17 protein-coding genes are annotated in these 18,328 nt (G+C 75.1%); 7 read left to right on the top strand and 10 right to left on the bottom strand.

The window, feature by feature from the left end; translation table 11 throughout:
* Positions 1–1,778, bottom strand: a 1,778-nt coding sequence (locus N866_RS09760; protein ID WP_034225807.1) for a thioredoxin domain-containing protein, incomplete at its 3' end; no start/stop codon positions are given.
* A gap of 250 nt (positions 1,779–2,028) precedes the next feature.
* Here N866_RS09760 and N866_RS09755 point away from each other — a divergent pair.
* The 4 genes from N866_RS09755 (at position 2,029) to N866_RS09740 (ending at position 5,328) form a co-directional block, all read left to right on the top strand.
* Positions 2,029–2,475 carry a CHRD domain-containing protein gene (locus tag N866_RS09755; RefSeq protein ID WP_052022774.1) on the top strand — a complete coding sequence of 149 codons (447 nt, stop codon included), beginning with the start codon at positions 2,029–2,031 and terminating at the stop codon, positions 2,473–2,475.
* Positions 2,476–3,008: 533 nt separating this feature from the next.
* Complete coding sequence (locus N866_RS09750) at positions 3,009–3,833, top strand: amino acid ABC transporter substrate-binding protein (protein ID WP_034225805.1); 825 nt, start codon at positions 3,009–3,011, stop codon at positions 3,831–3,833.
* 21 nt (positions 3,834–3,854) lie between these two features.
* Positions 3,855–4,523: an amino acid ABC transporter permease gene (locus N866_RS09745; protein WP_081802518.1), complete on the top strand. Its 669-nt coding sequence runs from the start codon at positions 3,855–3,857 to the stop codon at positions 4,521–4,523.
* Positions 4,510–5,328 carry an amino acid ABC transporter ATP-binding protein gene (locus N866_RS09740; RefSeq protein ID WP_034225803.1) on the top strand — a complete coding sequence of 273 codons (819 nt, stop codon included), beginning with the start codon at positions 4,510–4,512 and terminating at the stop codon, positions 5,326–5,328. The genes N866_RS09745 and N866_RS09740 overlap by 14 nt, the downstream gene beginning before the upstream one ends.
* Positions 5,329–5,347: 19 nt before the next feature.
* Here the strand turns inward: N866_RS09740 and N866_RS09735 are convergent, their stop codons facing one another.
* The 3 genes from N866_RS09735 to N866_RS09725 form a co-directional block, all read right to left on the bottom strand.
* Positions 5,348–6,256, bottom strand: coding sequence for a sensor domain-containing diguanylate cyclase (locus tag N866_RS09735; RefSeq protein WP_034225801.1), 909 nt, complete (start codon positions 6,254–6,256; stop codon positions 5,348–5,350).
* 490 nt (positions 6,257–6,746) lie between these two features.
* The gene (locus N866_RS09730; RefSeq protein ID WP_034225798.1) at positions 6,747–7,127 is read right to left on the bottom strand and encodes a hypothetical protein; all 381 of its coding nucleotides are present in this window, start codon (positions 7,125–7,127) and stop codon (positions 6,747–6,749) included.
* A gap of 24 nt (positions 7,128–7,151) precedes the next feature.
* Positions 7,152–8,387, bottom strand: coding sequence for an NAD(P)/FAD-dependent oxidoreductase (locus N866_RS09725; RefSeq protein WP_034225795.1), 1,236 nt, complete (start codon positions 8,385–8,387; stop codon positions 7,152–7,154).
* A gap of 196 nt (positions 8,388–8,583) precedes the next feature.
* On the opposite strand from N866_RS09725, the gene N866_RS09720 reads away from it, so the two are divergent.
* The gene (locus N866_RS09720; protein ID WP_245612496.1) at positions 8,584–9,861 is read left to right on the top strand and encodes an AI-2E family transporter; all 1,278 of its coding nucleotides are present in this window, start codon (positions 8,584–8,586) and stop codon (positions 9,859–9,861) included.
* On the opposite strand, the gene N866_RS09715 is transcribed toward N866_RS09720, so the two are convergent.
* From N866_RS09715 to N866_RS09700, 4 genes are all read right to left on the bottom strand, one after another.
* A complete protein-coding gene (locus tag N866_RS09715) occupies positions 9,837–10,589 on the bottom strand; it encodes a polyamine aminopropyltransferase (RefSeq protein ID WP_052022772.1) in 753 nt (250 codons plus the stop codon). The two genes, N866_RS09720 and N866_RS09715, sit on opposite strands and share 25 nt — an antisense overlap.
* Before the next feature lie 104 nt (positions 10,590–10,693).
* Positions 10,694–11,293, bottom strand: a complete 600-nt coding sequence (locus N866_RS09710; protein ID WP_034225793.1) for a DUF305 domain-containing protein — start codon at positions 11,291–11,293, stop codon at positions 10,694–10,696.
* A 140-nt stretch (positions 11,294–11,433) separates the two neighbouring features.
* A complete protein-coding gene (locus N866_RS09705; RefSeq protein ID WP_034225790.1) occupies positions 11,434–12,726 on the bottom strand; it encodes an urease accessory protein UreH domain-containing protein in 1,293 nt (430 codons plus the stop codon).
* A gap of 103 nt (positions 12,727–12,829) precedes the next feature.
* Positions 12,830–15,082, bottom strand: a complete 2,253-nt coding sequence (locus tag N866_RS09700; RefSeq protein WP_034225813.1) for a heavy metal translocating P-type ATPase — start codon at positions 15,080–15,082, stop codon at positions 12,830–12,832.
* 405 nt (positions 15,083–15,487) lie between these two features.
* Here N866_RS09700 and N866_RS09695 point away from each other — a divergent pair, with 405 nt between their 5' ends.
* Entirely contained in the window at positions 15,488–15,877 is a 390-nt protein-coding gene (locus N866_RS09695; protein ID WP_034225787.1) for a spore germination protein GerW family protein, read from the top strand.
* Positions 15,878–16,092: 215 nt separating this feature from the next.
* On the top strand, positions 16,093–16,347 hold the full coding sequence (locus N866_RS09690; protein ID WP_052022768.1) for a hypothetical protein: 255 nt from the start codon (positions 16,093–16,095) through the stop codon (positions 16,345–16,347).
* Here the strand turns inward: N866_RS09690 and N866_RS09685 are convergent.
* Complete coding sequence (locus N866_RS09685) at positions 16,310–17,479, bottom strand: sensor histidine kinase (protein WP_081802517.1); 1,170 nt, start codon at positions 17,477–17,479, stop codon at positions 16,310–16,312. The genes N866_RS09690 and N866_RS09685 overlap by 38 nt on opposite strands.
* On the bottom strand, positions 17,476–18,228 hold the full coding sequence (locus tag N866_RS09680; protein ID WP_034225784.1) for a response regulator transcription factor: 753 nt from the start codon (positions 18,226–18,228) through the stop codon (positions 17,476–17,478). Before N866_RS09680 ends, N866_RS09685 begins: the two co-directional genes overlap by 4 nt.
* Positions 18,229–18,328 lie beyond the last annotated feature (100 nt).

Below are 18,328 nucleotides of genomic sequence, written 5' to 3'. Positions count from 1 at the left end.
AGGGCGGCCTCGGCGGCGGCCCGGTGCGTGGAGGACCCGGTGAGCGCCGCGGAGGTCAGCAGCGCGCCGGCGGCGGCGGACTGGCCGGCCGGCGTCGGGCCGTCGCCCACGTCCCGGGGGCGCCGGATCGCCGACAGCACCGAGTCCGTCTCGTCCTCCGCCGTGTCGAACAGGCCGCCCGTGCCGTCGCCGAACCGGGCGAGGACGGAGTCCAGGAGCCCCTGGGCGCGCCCGGTCCACGCGGTCTCCCCGGTGACCTGGGTGAGCGTCAGGAGGCCGTCCGCGACGTGGGCGTAGTCCTCGAGGACGCCGGGGGCGGTGCCGACCGCGCCGTCGCGGGACGTCCGCGCCAGGCGGACGGGGTCGCTGCCGGCGACGACGTGGAGGTCGAGCAGGAGGCGCGCCGCGTCGCGCGCGGCGTCGACCCAGTCGGGACGGTCGAGGAGCGCGCCCGCCTCGGCCAGGGCGGCGATCGCCAGTCCGTTCCAGCCGGCGACCACCTTGTCGTCGCGTCCGGGGCGGTGCCGGCGCTCGCGGGCGGCCAGGAGGCGCTCGCGGACGGAGGCCCACCGCTGGTCGTCGTCGGGGTCGGTGCGCAGCTGCAGGACGGAGGTGCCGTGCTCGAACGTCCCCGCCGGGGTGACGGCGAGGAGGTCGGCCGCCCAGGCGCCGTCGTCGTCGCCGAGGACGTCGGTGAGCTGCGCGGGGGTCCACGCGTAGAACGCGCCCTCGGTGGTGCGGCCGTGGTCGTCGAGGCTGTCCGCGTCCAGGGACGACGCGAAGCCGCCCTCGGGGGTGCGCAGCTCGCGCAGGAGGAAGTCGGCGGTCGTGGTCGTGACGCGCGCGGCGAGCGGCGCGGCGGTCTGGCGCCACCAGTGCGCGTAGACGCGCAGCAGGAGGGCGTTGTCGTAGAGCATCTTCTCGAAGTGGGGGACGACCCAGCCGGCGTCGACGGAGTAGCGCGCGAACCCGCCGCCGAGCTGGTCGTACATCCCGCCGCGGGCCATCGCGTCGAGGGTCCGCTCGGCCATGGCGAGCGCGTGGTCGTGCTCCCGGGCGGGCGTGCCGCTGCTCAGCGCCGGGTCCTCGGTGAGCGCCCGGACGCGCTCGGCCGCCGTCCGCGCCGAGTGCCGCAGCAGCCACTCCAGGACCATCGACGGCGGGAACTTGGGCGCACCGCCGAACCCGCCGCGGGTCCCGTCGAAGGACTGCTCGAGCGCGACGAGGGCGGCGCGCGGGAGGGCCGGCGTGACCGGCCCGGCGTCGGGGGCGACCGAGGGGCGGGCGGCGAGCGCCTGGCGGATGCCGGCCGCGGTGTCGGTGACCTCGGGGCGCCGGGTGCGCCAGGCGTCGGCGATCGCCTCGAGCACCTGCCCGAACGACGGCATGCCGTGCGCCGGGCGGGGCGGGTAGTAGGTGCCGCAGTAGAAGGGCTGCCCGTCGGGCGTGGCGAAGACCGTCATGGGCCAGCCGCCGTGGCCGGTCATGGCCTGCGTGGCCTCCATGTAGACGGCGTCGACGTCGGGCCGCTCCTCGCGGTCGACCTTGACGTTGACGAAGTGCTCGTTCATCGCGGCGGCCGTGCCCTCGTCCTCGAAGGACTCGTGCGCCATGACATGGCACCAGTGGCACGCGGCGTACCCGACGGAGATCAGCAGCGGGACGTCGCGCTCGCGGGCAGCCGCGAACGCCTCCTCGCCCCACTCGTACCAGTCGACCGGGTTCTCGGCGTGCTGCTGCAGGTAGGGGCTGGTGCTGCGGGCGAGGCGGTTCGGCATCCGTCCACTGTGGCCCCTCGTCGCGCGGTGCGCGACAGGCCCGTGCGACCCCGCCCCACATGCCGGCCCGCCCGTCGCGACTGCCCGCCGCCGCCCGGAGGCGATCCTGCATCGCGCGCTCACTGGAGCCTGTACTCACGGGCGACGCTGGTGATAAACCAGGACAACTGGACCAGGCGGCACCGGACGCTGGTCAGGCCGACCTGCCGCCTACCACGGTCGGCCTGAGGCTCCTGAAGGAGGTCTTGCCATGTCCGCACGTGCGCGCCGAACCGTCGCAGGGCTCACCGCCGCAGCGCTCCTCACCCTGACTCTGGCCCCGGGCGCGGCCGCAGGCGGGCGACCGTTCACCACCGACCTCACCGGCGAGGCGGAGGTCAGCGCCACGGGCGTGCCGAACCAGGGCGACCTGGACGGGTTCGGGACGGCCGAGCTGACCATCAACCCGGGCCTGGGCCAGGTCTGCTGGTCGATCGAGGTCTCCGACGTCGAAACGATCACCGCCGCGCACATCCACGTCTCGCCGGTCATCAGTGCAGGTCCCGTGGTCGTGCCGCTGAACCCGTACGCGAGCGGCTGCGTCGATGTGGACCGTGAGCTGGCCCTGGCGATCATCCACGACCCGTCGGCGTACTACGTCAACGTCCACAACGCGACGTATCCCGCCGGCGCCCTCCGGGGCCAGCTCGGACGCTGACCCGGAGCCGCGGTGCGGGCGACCTGGGCCGTCCGCACCGCCGGTTGGGGTGGTCCGGGTGCCGTCCCAGCCCCGTGGTGCGATGGTGGGGGTAGGGCTCGGCCCCCCAGTGCCCTGACCTGCGTGGAGCGTGCGCCACGGTGCCGGGCGGCAGCCTTCACCTCGTGTCGGGCCCTTCGAGGATCTCCTTGAGCAACGCGAGGTCCTTCGCGTTCGCCCGGCGCATCGCAGCGACGACGACGCTGTGCGATGGGCCCGGTTCGCACGTCCCGGCCCGTCCGTGATGGACTTGGGCCCATGCTCACCCCCGTGCCTCACGCGCCGCGCTGTGCCGGCCCCGTGGGCACCGGGCGCTGTCCGGGCGTCCTCGCCCGCTGAGCCCGCCGACGACCGGCCGCGAGCCGGTCGGACGCCCGCGCCGCCCCTGCGCTCCCCGCGCCGGGCGGCCCTGGGGGGAATCCCCCCGCCCCCTCCCGTGTTGCCCCTTTCCGTTGTCGCGTCAAGTGACGCGTGCCCTCTCACGAAGGATCACCATGACTCGCTTCACCCGGATGCTGTCCCTGAGCGCGGCCGCGACCGCTGTCGCCCTGGCTGCCGCCGGCTGCTCGGCCGCCGACGACGACGCCCCCGCCACCCCGGGCGCGGAGGGCGACACCTCGTGGTCCGACGTGCAGGAGGCCGGCGTCCTCGTCGTCGGGACCGAGGGCACGTACCGGCCGTTCTCCTTCCACGAGGACGGCTCCGGGGACCTCGTCGGCTACGACGTCGAGGTGATCGAGGCGGTCGCCGAGGAGCTGGGCGTCGACATCGAGTTCGAGGAGACGCAGTGGGACGCGATCTTCGCCGGCCTGGAGGCCGGGCGGTTCGACGTCGTGGCCAACCAGGTGTCCATCACGCCGGAGCGTGAGGAGGCGTACACCTTCACGGAGCCGTACACCGTCTCCAACGGCGTGATCGTCGTGCGGGCCGACGACGACTCGATCGACTCGTTCGCGTCGCTCGACGGCAAGGTGACCGCGCAGTCGCTCACCAGCAACTGGCACGCCCTGGCCGAGGAGAGCGGCGCGCAGATCGAGGCCGTCGAGGGCTGGGCCCAGGCGGTCGCCCTGGTCGAGCAGGAGCGGGTCGACGCCACCATCAACGACGAGCTGACCTTCCTCGACTACGCGCAGACGGCCGACGCCTCCGGGCTGAAGGTCGCCGCCGAGACCGAGGAGCAGTCCTTCAGCGCCTTCGCCCTGGCCGACGGGAGCGACGCCCTGGCGCGCGCCATCGACGAGGCGCTGGCCACCCTCGCCGAGGACGGCACGCTGGCGGAGATCTCGGTGAAGTACTTCGGTGCTGATGTCTCCCGCTGACCACCGCGGGGGACCCCGGTCGTGAGCCCGGACACCCTGGAGCTCGTCACCGAGTCGCTGTGGCCGCTCGTCCGGGGCGCGATCACGGGCACCATCCCGCTGGCCCTGGTCTCGTTCGCGCTCGGGCTGGTGATCGCCCTGGTGATCGCCCTGATGCGGCTGTCGCGGCGGCGCTGGCTGTCGGCGCCCGCGCGGGCGTACGTCTCGGTCGTCCGGGGCACGCCGCTGCTCGTCCAGCTGTTCGTGATCTTCTTCGGGCTGCCGTCGGTCGGGGTGGTCATCGACCCGTGGCCGAGCGCCGTCGTGGCGTTCTCGGTGAACGTGGGCGGCTACGCGGCGGAGGTGATCCGCGCCGCGATCCTCTCGGTGCCCAAGGGGCAGTGGGAGGCCGCGCACATGGTGGGGATGTCGCACGGCGTCGCCCTGCGGCGGATCATCCTGCCGCAGGCGGCGCGGGTCTCCGTCCCGCCGTTGTCGAACACCTTCATCAGCCTGGTGAAGGACACGTCGCTGGCGTCCGTGATCCTGGTGACCGAGCTGTTCCGGGAGGCGCAGCAGATCGCGGCCTTCAGCCGGGAGTTCATGGTGCTGTACGTGGAGGCCGCGGCGATCTACTGGGTCATCTGCCTGGTGCTGTCCGCCGCGCAGGGTCGGCTCGAGCAACGATTGGACCGCTATGTCGCCCGGTGACCACGACGTCCTCGAGCCCCCGGGCGGGCACGCCCCGCCCGGGGGCACCGGCGAGCCGGTCCTGGTCGTCGAGGGCCTCGGCAAGCGGTTCGGCGACCACGAGGTGCTGCGGTCCGTCGACCTGCGGGTGAACCGTGGTCAGGTCCTGGCCCTCATCGGCCCGTCCGGCTCGGGCAAGACGACGGCGCTGCGCTGCCTCAACGGCCTGGAGCGACCCGACACCGGGACGGTGCGCGTCGGGTCCGACGTCGCCGTCGACTTCGCGACCGGCGCGTCCCGCACGCAGGTCGCGGCGCTCCGGGACCGCTCGGCGATGGTCTTCCAGCACTACAACCTCTTCCCGCACAAGACCGTGCTGGAGAACGTGCTCGAGGGCCCGGTCGTGGTGCAGCGACGCCCCCGGGCAGAGGTGACCGCCGAGGCCCTGGAGCTGCTCGCGCGGGTGGGCCTGGCCGAGAAGAGGGACGCGTACCCGTTCGAGCTGTCCGGCGGGCAGCAGCAACGGGTCGGCATCGTGCGGGCGCTGGCCCTGCGCCCGACACTCCTGCTCTTCGACGAGCCGACGTCGGCCCTGGACCCCGAGCTCGTCGGCGACGTGCTCGGGCTCATCAAGGAGCTCGCCGACGAGGGCTGGACCATGGTGATCGTCACCCACGAGCTGCAGTTCGCCCGGGAGGTCGCCCACGAGGTGGTGTTCATCGACGAGGGCGCCGTCGTCGAGCGCGGCCACCCGGACCAGGTGCTGCGTGCCCCGCACGAGGAGCGGACCCGGCAGTTCGTCCAGCGCCTCCTGCACCCGTTCTGACGCTGCTCCGGCCCGTCTCTCAGACCACGGCGTCCACGCTCACGGCGCGGTCCCGCCCGGTCACCTTGGCGGCGAGGAGGCGCTGGTCGGCCCGGTGGATCAGCGAGACCGCGGTGTCCTCCGCACGCACGAGCGCCGACCCGATCGACAGCGTCTGCAGGTGCTGGGGCGCGGTCGCGTACCGCCCCCGACGGACGCCCTGCATCACCCGCTGGGCCAGCGCCGCGAGCTGGGCCGGCGTGACCGGGCCGGCGAGGATCACGAACTCCTCGCCGCCGTGCCGGATGACGTCGTCGTGCGGCCGGACCGCGTGGCGCAGCGCCCGCGCGACCTCCTGGAGCACCTCGTCGCCGACCATGTGCCCGTAGGTGTCGTTGACGAGCTTGAAGTGGTCCAGGTCCAGGACGAGGACGCCGAACCGGCGCCCCGTGCGGCGGAAGCCCTCGAGCCGGCGGTCCAGGCACAGCTCGAGCGACCGGCGGTTCCCCAGCCCGGTCAGCGGGTCCCGCAGGGCGAGCGACTCGGCCTCGCGCAGCTGGGCCTGGGCGGCGAAGTACAGCCCGTCCTCGCTGAACGTCTCGAGGGCCCCCGTGATCCGGCCGTCGGCGTCCCGCAGCGGCGAGGCGGTGATCCGTACGGGGATGAGCCGACCGTCACGGTGGTGCAGGAACATGCGGCACGTCCGGGGCCGACCGTCGCGCATCGTCCCCGCGAGCGGGCAGCGGACGTCGCACATGGCCCGACCGGTCTCGTCGACGTGGTTGAGCAGACCGTCGCCGCACCAGCGCCCGAGGACCTCCTCCTCGGGGAACCCGCTGATCCGCGCGGCGGACCGGTTCCACAGGGTGATCCGGCGCTCGGTGTCGACGACGTACATCCCGTCCGGCATCGCGTCGATCAGCACCTGCGGGGTCGGCTGCTCGGCCACAGGCCCCTCCCTCCGCAGCGGACGGTGCGCCTCCGGACCGTGCCAGGCCCCGCACCTGCAGGTGTCCTGACCGTCACGATCGGGGGCGCACCGACGGAAGGGATGGGACGAAGGGCCCCGCGGGCGCGTTTCACCCGCCGTCCGCGGTGCTGGGTGGGCGTTGTGCCGGGTTCGTGCCGTGGGGCAGGGCGCGGAGGCGGCGTCGGGCCGGGCGCGGGTGTCACGGCGGCGTCCCGGCGGCGTCGGGCCCGGATGGAGGCAGCGCCGCCCCCGGTCCACCCGTCGCAGCAGGGGGCGGCGCCATCCATCCCACCCGGACGGCGTCGAGGCACGTCACGGGCGAGGCGTCCGGACGCCCGAGCAGGGGGAGAGGGCGCCCTTCCGGTGGACCGACCGGAGGGGGACCGGGGATCCGCGGGCAACGCTAGCCGGGCGATGTGAGCGCTCACACGGACCTAGGTCCCAGGCGGCTCCAGCACCGCCGGGGCGCTCAGGGCTCCGCGACGTCCCCGCCGGCGCGCTCGATGACGTTGCCGCTCAGCGCGTCCGGCAGGGGCGCCGCACCCGGTCCGCCCGCCCGCAGCCAGGCCGCCAGCTGCTGCGTCGCCGCGTCGCCGGCGAGCCGCTCGAACCACACGGGCCGCGCCCCCGCGGCACGGCAGCCCCGCGTCGGTCGGGCGACGACGACGTCGCCGCGCTCGCACTCGTCCAGGCACTCCGACAGCGTGAGCCGGGCGACGCCGTCGTCGGCGAGCCGCTGGAGCCGCGCGAGCTGACCGCCGTCGGCGTCACCCTCCCCGAGGGTCTCCCCGGAGCACAGGCTGCACGCGGTCAGGCCGGGGACCTGGGGGGCTCGGGACTCGCGGGGCACCGGGGAACGATACGTGGTCGGCCGTCAGGAGACCTTGCCGCGCAGCAGGCGGTGCCAGTAGACGCGGGGCTCCAGGTAGCGGTCGAAGAGGAGCAGGCTGCGCCGCGGCCGGACCAGGTCGGGCACGCGCACCGTGGGCTCGGGCCGCCCGGCGCGGTCGAACTCCCCGAGCAGGAGGTGGCGTCGCGAGGTCGTGACCGGGGCGACCGAGTACCCGCTGTACCGCCGCATCGGACGGCCGCTGTGGCGCGCCGCGATGTTGTCCGCGACGACCGGGACCTGCTTGCGCAGGGCGCCCCCCGACGGCAGGGCGTCGACGGCCGCCGCGTCGCCCAGGCCCCACACCCGCGCGTGCGTGACGTGCTGGAGCGTCCCGGGGTCGACGGCGACGAGGCCGTCGCTGCCGTCGTCCGCCAGGCCGCTCGCGGCCACCCACGCGGGCGCGCGGTGCGGCGGCGCGAGGTAGAGCACGTCGTAGGGCACCGCCTCGGTCCCGCCCGGAGCGCTCCCCCCGGCGTCGGTCCCGCCGGCCTCGGTCCCGCCCGCCGTGCGCAGGTGCAGCGTGCGTGCGCCGGCGTCGACCGAGGCCAGGCGGACGCCGGTGCGGACCCGGACCCCGTACCCGTCCGCCGCCTCGCGCAGGAGGAGGTCGGCGCGGGCCTGCGGCACGAGGGCGTCCGCCTCGGCGAGCAGGTCGATCTCGATCCGGTCCAGCACGCCCTCCCGGCGCCAGTGGTCCGCGGCGAGGAACAGCGGCTTGAGGGCGACGGGAGCGCAGGGCACGTGGGCGTCCGCGACCGCGAACACGGCCCGGCCCTCGCGCAGGCGCGACAGCATCGTCCAGGTGTCCGGCGCGTGCTCCGGCAGGTAGCTCGTCGAGGCGGACGGCGTGGCCATGGCCGCTCGGGACCCCGGCAGGGCGTCCCAGTCGACCTGCGACCCCGGGCAGACGGCCAGGTCGCCGTAGGTCAGCTCCTGCCCGCCCGCGAGCCGGACGGTGGAGCGCTCCGGGTCCACGGCCACCACGCGGTCGGCGTACCAGTGGCACCCCTCCGGCACGACGTCCGCCTGCGGCCGGCGCAGGTCGTCCAGCGTCGCGAGCCCCCCGGCGACGTAGGACAGCAGCGGGCGGTAGTGGTGCACCTCGGCCGGATCGACGACGGCGACGTCCCGGCACCCGTCCCGGCGCAGGCGGGCCGCGAGGGAGATCCCCGCGTTCCCCCCGCCGATGACGACGACGTCGTGGTGGTGGGTGCTCATGGGTGCGCTCCGCGGGGTCGACGAGGGGGGACCCGGTCACGCTAGGAGCGGCGTCGCCGGCCCGCGCGCCGGGCGCGGCCGGCACCAGCGGACTCACAGGTGCCCCGGCGCGGGGCACCGGGGACCGCCGGCGGCGCGCGCCTCTCCCGTCCGGCACCCCGGCTCGGGCAGGATCGCCCCGAGCGAAGGAGGCGGTGTGGGCACCAACCGCAGCAGGGGACCGGAGGTCGGGATCCGTCGACGGATCGAGCTCGACCCCGGCAACGTGTGGCGCATCGGCCTCGTCGTCGTCGGGCTGGTGGTGCTGGTCGTCGTCGTGCGGTTCGTGCTCGAGCACGGCAGCTCGCTGCTGTTCACCGCCGTCATGGCGTGGTTCTTCTCCCTGGCGATGGAGCCCGCGGTGAGCCGGCTGGCCCGGCACATGCGCCGCGGCGCGGCGACGGGGCTGGTCATGCTCGGCGTCGTCGTCTTCCTCGTGGTCTTCTTCTCGCTGTTCGGCCAGCTCGTCGTGGAGCAGGTCGCCAACCTCGTGCGCAGCATCCCGGACCTGGCGGACAACGCCCTGGCGTGGGTCAACCAGACGTTCGGCACCGGGTACGTGCTGCAGGACCTGGTCTCCTCGATCGACCTGTCGCCCGAGCGGGCGGCGGGCGTCGCGAGCGACCTGGCCGGCGGGGTGCTCGCGATCCTCGGGTCCGTCGCCGGGGGCATCGCGACGTTCTTCACCTTCGCGCTGCTGCTGTTCTACCTGTCCGCGGACGGGCCCCGGCTGCGCCGTTGGATCGCCTCGCTGTTCCCGCTCGCGGCCCAGCGGACCACCGTCGTGGTCTGGGACACCACGGCGGAGAAGACGGGCCGCTACGTCGCCGCGCGCGTGATCCTGGCGGCGGTCAACTCGACCGCGAGCGGCGTCGTCTTCCTCCTGATCGGGCTGCCGTCCTGGCTGGCACTGGCGCTCTGGACCGGCCTGGTCGCGCAGTTCGTCCCCGCGATCGGCACCTACATCTCGATCGTCCTGCCGGTGCTGGTCGGGCTGCTCAGCCCGAACCCCTGGCTCGGGCTCATCGTGCTGGCGTGGGGCTTCGTCTACCAGCAGATCGAGAACCTCACGATCGAGCCGCGGATCAGCGCGCGGGCCGTGAACATCCACCCGGCGGTGAGCTTCGGGTCGGTGATCCTCGGGGTGTCGATGTTCGGCGTCGCGGGCGCGCTGCTGGCGATCCCCGTGGTCGCGATGCTGCTGTCCCTGCTGGACCTGTACCGCACGCGGTACGACCTCCTGCCCGAGCTCCAGGCGGAGCAGGAGGCGGACGACCGGGCGCGGGCCGGCGACGACGACCCTCCGGACGACCACGCCCGCCACCTCGACCGCACCGGCGGCCCGGCCGCGCCGGACGGTCCCGACGTGCCGGACGGTCCCGACGTGCCGGACGGCCCGGACGGCCGGTCTCAGGCGGGCGCGACCGCGACGTAGACGGTGTTGGCCGAGCGCAGTCCGGCGACGGCGCCCGGCACCTCGACGGTGTGCGCCACGACGTCGTCGAACGCCGTGCGCAGGGTGGCGAGGTACTCCTCGTCCGGCGGGTCGTCGGACCACAGCGCGAACACGCCGCCCGGTGCCAGGTGGTCCCGCAGCCGGCGGGTGCCCGCCGCGGTGTAGAACGCGGCGTTGGCCGGGGCCAGGACGTGGCGCGGGGAGTGGTCGATGTCCACGACGACGGCGTCGGCTCGACCGCCGTCGGCCCAGCCGTCGCCCGCCGCCAGGGCGAAGAAGTCGCCCTCGACCAGGCGGCAGCGCGGGTCCCCGGCGATCCGGCGGCCGAGGGGCACGAGGCCGGCCTCGTGCCAGCCGATCACCGGGCGCAGGGCGTCGACGACGACCAGCTCCCCGACCCGGGGGTCGTCGAGCACCGTCGCGGCCGTGAAGCCCAGCCCCAGGCCGCCCACGACGACGCGCAGCCCGCCCCGGTCCGGTGCGTGCGCCAGGGCCAGGCGGCTCAGCTCCACCTCCCCGGCCGTGAAGAGGCTGGACATGAGGTAGGCGTCGTCGAGCTTGACCTCGTACACGTCCTCGCCGGTGCCGGGGTCGACGCGGCGGCGCAGGCTGATGTCGCCGATCGCGGTCCGCTCCCACCCGAGCTCCTCGAAGCGGGGCCGCCGCGCCCCGCCGTCCGCCGGTCCGTCCGTCGCGGGTCGCGTCATGCGGCAAACCCTGCCACGCGGGCCGGACCGGCCGGGCCGGCTGACCGGACCGGCCGGGCCGGCTGACCGGACCGGGCGGAGCCGGACCGGACGGCCCCGGCTCGTCAGAGGTCGGCGAGGAGCCCTTCCATCTCGGCGATCTCCGCCTGCTGGTCCTCGATGATGCGGCCGGCGAGCTCCACGGCCTCGGGGTTCTCGCCCTCGGCTAGCTGCTCCTCGGCCATCTCGACCGCGCCGCGGTGGTGCTCGATCATCAGCTCGAGGAACCGGCGGTCGACGTCGGTGCCGGACAGGCCACGGAGCTCCTCCATGGCCTCCTCCTGGCTCATGCCCTCCATGTCCATGCCGCCGTGGTCCATGCCGCCCATGTCGGCCTCGTCGGGCATCTCCTCGCCCCACTGCCCGAGCCAGCCGGTCATGAGGTCGATCTCGGGTCCCTGCGCCGCCTCGATCCGCTCGGCGAGCGCCCGGACCTCCTCGGTCTCGGCCTCGGCTGCCGCGTAGCCGGCCATCTCCAGGGCGCCCTCGTGGTGGACGACCATCATCTGGGCGAACACGGTGTCGGCCTCGCCGAACGTGGCGGCCTGCTCGGAGGCGGACGTCGCTGCGGGTGCATCCGTGCCGGAGGTGCCCCCGCAGGCCCCGAGCAGCAGGGTCAGGCTCAGGGCTCCGGAGGCGGCGGCGAGTCGGCGGCGTGCAGTCATCCGTGCGGTCATGAGGTGGGCTCCCAGGGGTGTTAGGGCCCGGCCGCGACGGGCGGCCGGGGACGCGGTCCAGCCTGCGTCACGGTCGGAGGAGACCCGGGTCAGGTCCCATGAAGGTTCGATGAAGACGAGCCCGGTGCTCAGTCCTCTGCGGGCACGACCGTGATCGCGCCCCAGTACATGCCCATCCCGCAGGAGTAGGAGTACGTGCCCGGCTCGTCCAGGACGAGCTCGATGACGTTGAGGCCCGGCTGGAGCACCTGCGGCTCGATGCCGAGGTCCGGCGCCCACAACGACGCGGCGCAGCTGATGGCGACGGAGTCGATCTCCCAGCGGATGGGGACGCCCGCGACGACGACGGCCTCGTACGGCTCGTAGCCCGTCCCCACCTGGGTGGTGCGGACCGTCTGGAGGTCCTCGGTCAGCGTGACGTTCGCGGACACCGGGCCGGACGCCGCCCCGGGCGCTCCCGACGTCGCGGCACCGCCCCCCGACGCGGCCGTCGCCGGAGCGACCAGCCCGGGGGCGAGGATGCCGAGGGCGCCAGAGACGTTGACCGCCGCGAACGCGAGCACCGCGACGCCGGCGAAGCGGAAGAACCGGGTCGCGAAGGCGCCCCGGGCCAGCGCGGCGAGGCCGCCCACGCCCAGGAGCCCGGGCATCGTGCCCAGGGCGAAGAGCGTCATGATCGCCGAGGCCTGGAGCGGGTCCCCGGTGGACAGCGCGTAGACCTGCACGGCCTGCGTGAAGCCGCAGGGGAGCAGGAAGGTGCCCGCGCCCAGCAGGGCCGCCCGCCGGTCGGAGTAGCTGCCGTCCGTGCCCTCCAGCCCCTTCGTCATGCCGGCGGGGAGCGTCACGGCCGTGCTGCGGGACAGCCGGGGGGACAGGCCGGTGAGGCGCACCCCGAGACCCACCATGACGACGGACACGGCCACCATGAGGACGGCGACCATGTGTCCGCTGAGCGTCAGCGCCGAGCCGAGCGCCCCGGTGAGCCCGCCGAGCACCGCGAACCCGCCGAGGCGGCCGAGGTTGAACGCGACATGGGGTCGCATGCGCTCGCGGGCCGACCCGCCCGGGTGCTGCTCGGCGTGCCGGGCGGACACCGCGAGGACCAGGCCGCCCACCAGCGCCATGCAGGTCGAGAACCCGGCGGCCAGGCCGAGCACGACGACGAGCAGGAGGCTGCCGGACGAGGCGAGGCCGCCCGCCCGGTCGGCCAGGCCGGTGAGCCCGCTGACCTCGAGCGCCAGCCCGAGGACGAGCAGGACCGCGACGGCGACCGCGAGGTCGCGCCACACCGTCCGGTCACGGCTGAACCACTGCTCCTCCTCGCCGACCTCGTAGCCCGCGGCGCGGACGGCGCGGACCAGGGCGCTCCGGGGAACCTGCCCGGTGGTGCGGACGGTCGCCCGGCCGCGTCGGACGGACACCGGGCCTCGCTCACGCCGTGGACCTTCGTCAGGGCCTTGGCGATCCGGCGCTCGCAGGCGGTGCACGTCATGCCCTGCACCGGCAGCTCGACCGTGGCGGGCATCAGGACTCACCCTGCTGGGACCACCCGGCGAACCGGCGCAGCCGCAGCGAGTTGGAGACGACGAACACGCTCGAGAACGCCATGGCGGCGCCTGCCAGGAGCGGGTTGAGGCGGCCGGACGCGGCCAGCGGGATCGCGGCGACGTTGTACGCGAAGGCCCAGAACAGGTTGCCCTTGATGGTGCCGAGCGTGCGGCGGGCGAGCCGGATCGCGTCGGCGGCGGAGCGCAGGTCCCCACGGACGAGGGTGAGGTCGGAGGCCTCGATCGCGGCGTCCGTACCCGTGCCCATGCTCAGGCCGAGGTCGGCCTGCGCCAGGGCGGCGGCGTCGTTGACGCCGTCGCCGACCATCGCCACCGTGCGGCCCTCGGCCTGCAGCCGCGTGATGACGGCGACCTTGTCCTCCGGGAGCACCTCCGCGACGACGTCGTCGATGCCCAGCTGGGCGGCGACGGCACGAGCGGCGCGGGCGTTGTCCCCGGTGAGGAGCACGGGCCGCAGGCCGAGCCGGCGCAGCTGGCCGATCGCCTCCACCGACGTCGGCTTGAGGGTGTCCGCCACCACGAGGACCGCGCGGGCCGCGCCGTCCCAGGCGACGACGACGGCGGTGCGGCCGGCCTCCTCGGCCTCGTCGAGGGCTGCGGTGAGCACCGGGGGCAGGGCGGCACCGGCGTCGGTGACCCAGGCCGCGCGACCCGCCAGGACCGTGCGGCCCTCGACGACGCCCTCCACACCCCGACCGGGCGTGCTGCGGAAGTCGCCGACCTCGCCGAGCGTGACGCCCCGGTCGACCGCCCCGGCGGCGATCGCCATGGCGATCGGGTGCTCCGACGCGTTCTCCAGGGTCGCGGCGAGCCGCAGGGCCTCCGCCGCGTCGACGCCGTCGGCGGGCACGACGTGCTGGAGCGTCATCCGGCCCGTGGTCACGGTCCCGGTCTTGTCGAGCACGACCGTGTCGACCTTGCGGGTGGACTCCAGGACCTCCGGGCCCTTGATGAGGATGCCGAGCTGCGCGCCACGGCCGGTGCCCACGAGCAGGGCGGTGGGGGTGGCCAGCCCGAGCGCGCAGGGGCAGGCGATGATGAGCACGGCGACCGAGGCGGTGAACGCCGCGACCGTGTCCCCGGTGGTGAGCAGCCACGTCGTCAGCGTCCCGATGGACAGCAGGATGACGACGGGGACGAAGACGGCGGAGATCCGGTCCGCGAGGCGCTGGACCGCGGCCTTGCCGGACTGCGCCTCGACGACGAGCCGGGCGATCTGCGCGAGCTTGGTGTCGGCGCCGACGCGGGTGGCCTCGACGACGAGCCGCCCGCCGGCGTTGATCGTCGCCCCGGTCACCGGGTCGCCCGGCGCCACCTCGACGGGCACGGACTCCCCGGTGAGGAGCGCGGCGTCGATGGCGGACGTGCCGTCCACGACGACGCCGTCCGTGGCGACCTTCTCGCCCGGCCGGACGACGAACCGGTCGCCGACGCCGAGCTGCTCGATCGGGACCCTGACCTCGACCGGGCCGTCGGCGGTGTCGCGCAGGACCGCGACGTCCTTGGCGCCCAGGTCGAGCAGCGCCTGGAGCGCGGCGCCGGACCGACGCTTGGCGTGGGCCTCGAAGTACCGGCCGAGCAGGATGAACATGGTCAGCGCGGCCGCGATCTCGAGGTAGATGTCGCTGCTGCCCGAGCCCGGCTCGGGGAAGAGCGTGAAGTCCATCGTCATCCCGGGCATGCCGGCGTCGCCGAGGAACAGCGCGTAGACGGACCACAGGAACGCCGCGCTCACGCCCATCGAGATGAGCGTGTCCATGGTCGCCGTGCGGTGCCGCAGGTTCTTCCACGTCGTCGTGTGGAACGGCAGGGCGCCCCAGACGACGACCGGGGCCGCGAGCGTCAGCGAGAGCCACTGCCAGTACTCGAACTGCAGCGCCGGGATCATCGCCAGGGCCAGGGTCGGCAGGGTCAGCACGGTCGTGACGACGAGGCGCTGGCGCAGCCGGGCGACGGCCTCGTCAGCGGGGGAGGGCGCCGCGCCGTCGTCGTCCGCCGTGCCCGACGCGCCCGCCGACGGCGGGGCGGGGACGGTCGCGGTGTAGCCCGCGTCGACGACCGCGGCGACGAGCGTCTCGACCGGGACGGGGGACGACAGCCGGACCGTGGCCGTCTCCATCGCGAAGTTCACGGTCGCCGTGACGCCGTCGAGGCGGTTGAGCTTCCTCTCGATCCGGGCGGCGCACGAGCTGCACGTCATGCCGCCGATCGTGAGCTCGACCGGGGGGAGCGCGCCGTCGGGCTGGGTGGCGGTGGGCTCGACGCTGCCGGGCTGGGTGGTGCCGGGCTGGGTGGTGCGGGGCTGGGTGGTGCGGGGCTGGGTGGTGCCGGGCCGGCCGGCGGGTGGTGCGGCGTCACCGGACGCGCGGGGCGTCGTCGGCGTGGTGGTCACGATGGCCTCCAGGGGTGGTCGCAACGGCTCGGGTGAGCCGGTCTGCCCGGACGGTAGGCAGGGACCCGGGCCTGGGAGGTGGGACCACCTGGGCCGGCGGCGGCATCTTCAGCGAGTCTTCATCGACGGTGCCGGCTTCTTCATGCCGGGCCGGGCCCGGTCGCCGACCACCCGGGCCGTTCGGACCTTCCCGGGGCCGCCGGCCGCCGTCAGCATGGCCGGGTGGAGCCCTTCCAGCCCGGTCGTGCCGTCGCCGACCTCCTCACCGTCCGCAGGGTGTTCGGCGAGCGCGTGACCCGGGACGGCGTCACCGTCATCCCGGTCGCCCGGGTCATGGGCGGCGGGGGCGGTGGCTCGGCCGGTGGTCCGGGGCCCGACGAGTCAGCGCCCGACCAGGCAGCGCCCGACCCGGCAGCGCCCGACCAAGCAGCGCTCGCGACGGGGGGAGGCCTCGGGGTCCAGGTCACGCCGCTGGGTGTCTACGTCGTCTCCGGGTCGCAGGTGACCTGGCAGCCCGCCCTCGACCTGCAGCGGATCATCACCGGCGGCATGGCGCTCGGGGGCCTGGCGATCCTCACGGTGCTCGTGGGCCTGCGACGCCGGCCCCGCTGACCCTCGCGCTGACCCTCGCGCCGACCCTCGCGCCGATCCTTCCTCTGCCCCGCCGCCGGGACGGCGTCGTCGGCGCCAGTCGTCGTCATCGCGGCCCGGTCCCGGGGCGGCTTCAGCAGACCTTCATCGATCGCCAGCGGGTTCTTCGCGGCGCGTGCCGCAGGGTCGTGCGTGGGCGCCGCGAACCCCGGCGCCGTGAGCGAGAGGGGACCCTCATGGGCCCGTGGTGCACCCAGATGGGCGTCGGCGGCTGGACCTGGATGATCCTGTTCTGGGTCGGCCTCGTCGCCCTGGTGGTGTGGGGCGTGAGCCGGCTGTTCCCGACGCGGCGGGTGCCGTCGGCGTGGGAGGTCCTCGACGCGCGCCTCGCCTCCGGGGAGCTGGACCTGGCGACCTACCGCACGCTGCGGGACGAGCTGGACGGGATCCGGCTCAGCGGGCGGGCGTCGCAGGGGCCGCCGGCAGGCTGACGACGAACGTGCTGCCGCTTCCGCGGCCCTCGCTCGCGGCCCGCACCGTGCCGCCGTGGGCCTCGACCAGGGCCTTGGTGATCGCGAGCCCGATGCCCGAGCCGCCGCTGTGCCGGTCGCGGGCGTCCTCGGCACGGTAGAAGCGCTCGAAGACGTGCGGGAGGTGCTGCGCGTCGATGCCCTCGCCCGTGTCGCCGACCGTGAGCTCGACCCGACCGCCGGCCGTACCGGCCCGGAGGCGCACGGTGCCGCCGGCGGGCGTGTGCCGCACCGCGTTGTCGAGGAGGTTCCCGAGCACCTGCGCCAGGCGCTCCGGGTCGACGTCCAGCGCGGGCAGGGCCGGTGCGACGTCCACGACGACGGCGACACCCGCCGCCTCCGCGCGCGGACCGATCGCCGCGGCGGCGCTGGCCACGAGGTCGGCCGGGTCCTGCCGGGACCTGTCGAGGCGGACGTCGCCGCTCTCCGCGCGCGTCACGGCGGCGAGGTCCTCCGCGAGCCGGGTGAGCCGCGCGCCCTGGTCGCGCAGCACCTGGACGGTGCCGGCGTCGAGCGGCACGATCCCGTCCTCGATGCTCTCCAGCTGGGCCGAGAGCGTCGCGACGGGCGTGCGCAGCTCGTGGGCGACGTCGGACAGCAGGCGCCGGCGCAGGCCCTCGCTCTCGTCCAGGCGCGCGGCCATGTGGTTGAAGGCGCCCGCGAGCTCGTCGAGCTCCGGGCCCATCCCCGGGTCCGGCACCCGCGCCTCGAAGCGGCCGCCGGCCACGAGTCGCGCCGCCGACGTCAGCTGGGCCAGCGACGCCCCGATGCGCCGGGTCAGGAAGAGGCTGACGCCCAGGGCGACCAGGGCCGCGGTGCCCAGGGCGATGAGGAGCGACAGCGCGCCCGCGGTGAGGAAGGCCTCCTCGGTGTGGTCGACGGCGGAGCCGGTGCCCCCGGCGTCGCTGCGCAGCATGTGCTCGTGGAAGATCGGCGGGCCGACGACGCCCGCGACGAGCCACGCGGTCACGCCGGCGGTGACGAGCACGAGGGCGAGCGCGGTGAGCAGCCGGCCCGTGAGGCCGGACCGCGCGCCGCCCGGGTTCCGCGGGCGGGTGTCGGGCCCGACGACGGCGCCCGGCCCGGCGCTCACCCGCCCGTCCCGATGCGGTACCCCACGCCCCCGACGGTCCGCACGAACCGCTGCTCGGTCGCGGTGTCGCCGAGCTTCTGGCGCACGTGCAGGACGTGGACGTCGACGAGGTGCTCGTCGCCGACCCAGTTCCCGCCCCAGACGGCCTCGATGAGGGCCGAGCGGCTCAGCACCGCGTGCGGGCGCGCGGCGAGGGCCGCCAGGACGTCGAACTCGGTGCGCGTCAGGGCGACGAGCTCCCCGTCGAGCCGGACCTCGCGCGCGGCCGTGTCGATCTGCAGCGCGCCCACGGTGATCGGGGCGACGGCGGGCTCGGGAGGGGCGGTGGAGGCGCGGGGCCGGCGCAGCAGGGTGCGGACCCGCGCCATGAGCTCCCGCGGGCTGAAGGGTTTCGTCATGTAGTCGTCCGCACCGACCGAGAGGCCGACCAGCGTGTCGACCTCGTCGGCCCGCGCGGTGAGCATCACGACGTAGCAGTCGGAGAAGGTCCGCAGGGTCCGGCACACCTCGATCCCGTCCGTGCCGGGCAGGCCCAGGTCGAGGACGACGACGTCCGGGTCGAACGTCCGGACCAGCTCGAGCCCCGTCTCGCCGTCGGCCGCGGTCATGACCTCGAAGCCGTCGCGCTCGAGGTAGCTGCGCACGACGTCGGCCAGCGCCCGCTCGTCGTCGACGACCAGGGCGCGGCGGGGGGTGGCGCCCGTCGCGCCGGTCGGGCTGCTCGACGGGCGGCTGCTCGGGGTGGTCACCGGGCCATTCTGCGCCGGGGCGGGGGGCGGGGGCGCGACCGGACGCGGGGGCACCGACCGATCTTCACCGAACCTCAACCGGGCGGCGGTCGCCGCGGCC

Origin of the sequence: Actinotalea ferrariae CF5-4, from assembly GCF_000603945.1 — a bacterium.
Lineage (GTDB): Bacteria > Actinomycetota > Actinomycetes > Actinomycetales > Cellulomonadaceae > Actinotalea > Actinotalea ferrariae.
This window is presented reverse-complemented; position numbering and strand designations above follow the sequence as displayed.

Excerpts from the sequence above, each read along its gene's own strand:
- N866_RS09750 (WP_034225805.1), top strand. The coding sequence starts at position 3,009 with ATGACTCGCTTCACCCGGATGCTGTCCCTGAGCGCGGCCGCGACCGCT.
- N866_RS09710 (WP_034225793.1), bottom strand. The coding sequence starts at position 11,293 with ATGACTGCACGCCGCCGACTCGCCGCCGCCTCCGGAGCCCTGAGCCTG.
- N866_RS09740 (WP_034225803.1), top strand. The coding sequence starts at position 4,510 with ATGTCGCCCGGTGACCACGACGTCCTCGAGCCCCCGGGCGGGCACGCC.
- N866_RS09725 (WP_034225795.1), bottom strand. The coding sequence starts at position 8,387 with ATGAGCACCCACCACCACGACGTCGTCGTCATCGGCGGGGGGAACGCG.
- N866_RS09690 (WP_052022768.1), top strand. The coding sequence starts at position 16,093 with ATGGGCCCGTGGTGCACCCAGATGGGCGTCGGCGGCTGGACCTGGATG.
- N866_RS09715 (WP_052022772.1), bottom strand. The coding sequence starts at position 10,589 with ATGACGCGACCCGCGACGGACGGACCGGCGGACGGCGGGGCGCGGCGG.
- N866_RS09755 (WP_052022774.1), top strand. The coding sequence starts at position 2,029 with ATGTCCGCACGTGCGCGCCGAACCGTCGCAGGGCTCACCGCCGCAGCG.